Origin of the sequence: Paenochrobactrum glaciei (genome assembly GCF_039522165.1) — a bacterium.
Taxonomy (GTDB): domain Bacteria; phylum Pseudomonadota; class Alphaproteobacteria; order Rhizobiales; family Rhizobiaceae; genus Paenochrobactrum; species Paenochrobactrum glaciei.
Genome location: NZ_BAAADE010000034.1, coordinates 1 through 2,106, shown reverse-complemented (window position 1 = coordinate 2,106; position 2,106 = coordinate 1). Strand labels below are relative to the sequence as shown.

Genomic DNA, 2,106 nt, shown 5'->3' with positions numbered 1-2,106 from the left:
ACAAGCCAATTACCAATCCCCAAAAAGCACCGCCAATTCCAAGCATGTTAATATTGGCAGCAGACGCTAAAAACGTAATCAATGAGGCTTCTCGTGTGCGCGCATCGCTCAAAGCGCTCGATAAACTGCCACTAAGTATATTAGCAGTATTGTTTTGGTGCCTCGTTGAATGGTCAAAAAGCCTGTGGTATCTCCAATATTACCAAGAATTATGGGTTAAGGAAATTAATAATGAAGCTCTATTATAAAGCAGGCGCTTGCTCGTTAGCTCCACATATTGCCTTGTGTGAAGCAGGCTTGAGCTATCAAGTTGAAGCGGTTGATCTTAAAGAGAAAAAAACTGAGGCAGGCGTTGATTTTCTAACGATTAATCCACGTGGTGCAGTTCCGGCATTAGAAGTAGCACCTGGTACTGTGATCACGCAAAACGCAGCTATCATGCAGTACATTGGTGATCATTCTGATGTTGCTAAATTTAAACCTGCTTACGGTTCACTAGAGCGTGCACGCTTGCAGGAAGCACTTGGTTTTTGCTCAGATTTGCATTCCGCTTTTGGTCGTCTTTATACGCCAAATTTAAGTACAGATGAAAGAGCACAGGCCGTTGCCAACGTTAATCGTCGAATGTCACAGTTTGAATCAATGCTTGTGGGTGGACAGGATTTTTGGTTAGGTGACGGCGTCACACAAGCAGATATTTACGCAGCTGTTGTTATTAATTGGCAAGGCATTTTGCAGCTTGACCTGAGTGCTTATCCAAAAGCACTAGCGCTTTATGAGCGTGTGTTTGCGCGCCCTGCGGCAAAAAAAGCCATGAAAGAAGAAGGCTTGATTTAAGTATTAGAAGGGCATGGTAAGTTTACCGTGCCCTTTTAGTTTTTATCGCACAGTCATAGTTATTTCGGATGAAAATTTGTAAATTGTTGATGGCGCTGTGGGCAATATTCGCCGCGTGCTGCATCGCTTATATGGCTCAGGATGGTGCTTTGCGTGTAGCACGAGACAAAGGCAATTTGACCGAAGCGCATTTGACATTGGCATTGTTCTTAATAGCACCATCCACTGCTATTTATTTGGTAAAAAAAGTTTTTTAAAACTAAATTTATATTTAAAATCACAAAGATGAGATGATGAGCTTGCTGCTTTGTTTTTGAGAAAGGGCATGAGGCATTCGCAGTTTTATAAGTCTATGAGAGATACCTATTGCGGCTTTACAGTAAACTTCTAGGAGCCAGCTTACTTCTTTTCATAACGGTTGAGCACATACCTGTATGTCTGGATAATTGTTAGAATTTATAAAGAGCGTGAGCTTAAATGATTTTTACTAATGGTCAGTATTTTTTTGTAATCATGTAATTTTAGAATGATGGTTATGGCCAGATGATTAAATATGGTTCAATTCTATCATAAGTATTGCGTTTGATTTGTTTGCTTTTTGTATTTTTGTTGGCAAATAAAATAAAATTATTTCTCGCAAATGTGAATACTATGCATTTGTATAGCTCATGATTTTATTGACAGGGGTGGCATAGATGATGCCTGCACAGGAAAATAATTGCGCTAAAAAAGATAGCATTGAATTATTTAATGTGATTGTGGTCCAAGCTGGAAAGCTTGAAAATGTGGGAAATATGAAACCTGTCACTTATGATTTGAGAGCATGTTTAAAAGAAATTAAGCAACCTGTGACCGTTGTACGTGAAGCATGGTCAAAACAAGCTGATGCTAATCGTGGTGCAGATTATGCAATTTACTCAGCATGCGAGGCTCTTGCGGTTTCTTTTGAAGGTGTGCTGGATAAGGTCATTGTGAGACGTTATGCTGATGAGCATACAGGCGTGTGACGCGTTACTTGAACAGCCATCCTGAATAATGGTCATGTCATTCAGTAAAATAAGAACAAAGTGCTTAGATTTGCATTATGGCTAATTCGCTTGAGCTATTGACGTGAGCCCCGCAAACTCCTCCAGATTTTGGTGGAGTCCAATCCTTGATAGGAGATGGACAATGAAACGCTCACGGTTTTCAGACGAACAGATAATCGGGATGATTAAAGAGCAGGAAGCGGGAACGCCGACTGCACAGGTGTGTCGCAAATATGGAATT

At 40.5% G+C, this 2,106-nt stretch carries 3 protein-coding genes and 1 pseudogene; 3 read left to right on the top strand and 1 reads right to left on the bottom strand.

The genetic code is table 11. The features are described 5' to 3' along the window. Positions 1-127, bottom strand: a pseudogene (locus ABDZ76_RS17515) (benzoate/H(+) symporter BenE family transporter); the annotation flags it as partial. A 104-nt stretch (positions 128-231) separates the two neighbouring features. Here ABDZ76_RS17515 and ABDZ76_RS17510 point away from each other — a divergent pair. The 3 genes from ABDZ76_RS17510 to ABDZ76_RS17500 form a co-directional block, all read left to right on the top strand. Beyond that, complete coding sequence (locus ABDZ76_RS17510) at positions 232-837, top strand: glutathione binding-like protein (RefSeq protein ID WP_343808636.1); 606 nt, start codon at positions 232-234, stop codon at positions 835-837. Between the two features lie 695 nt (positions 838-1,532). Next, a complete protein-coding gene (locus ABDZ76_RS17505) occupies positions 1,533-1,844 on the top strand; it encodes a hypothetical protein (protein WP_343808633.1) in 312 nt (103 codons plus the stop codon). A 163-nt stretch (positions 1,845-2,007) separates the two neighbouring features. Beyond that, a partial coding sequence (locus ABDZ76_RS17500; protein ID WP_343808639.1) for a transposase occupies positions 2,008-2,106 on the top strand: 99 nt, incomplete at its 3' end.

Coding starts and splice junctions, on each gene's coding strand:
- ABDZ76_RS17510 (WP_343808636.1), top strand. CDS start 232: ATGAAGCTCTATTATAAAGCAGGCGCTTGCTCGTTAGCTCCACATATT.
- ABDZ76_RS17505 (WP_343808633.1), top strand. CDS start 1,533: ATGATGCCTGCACAGGAAAATAATTGCGCTAAAAAAGATAGCATTGAA.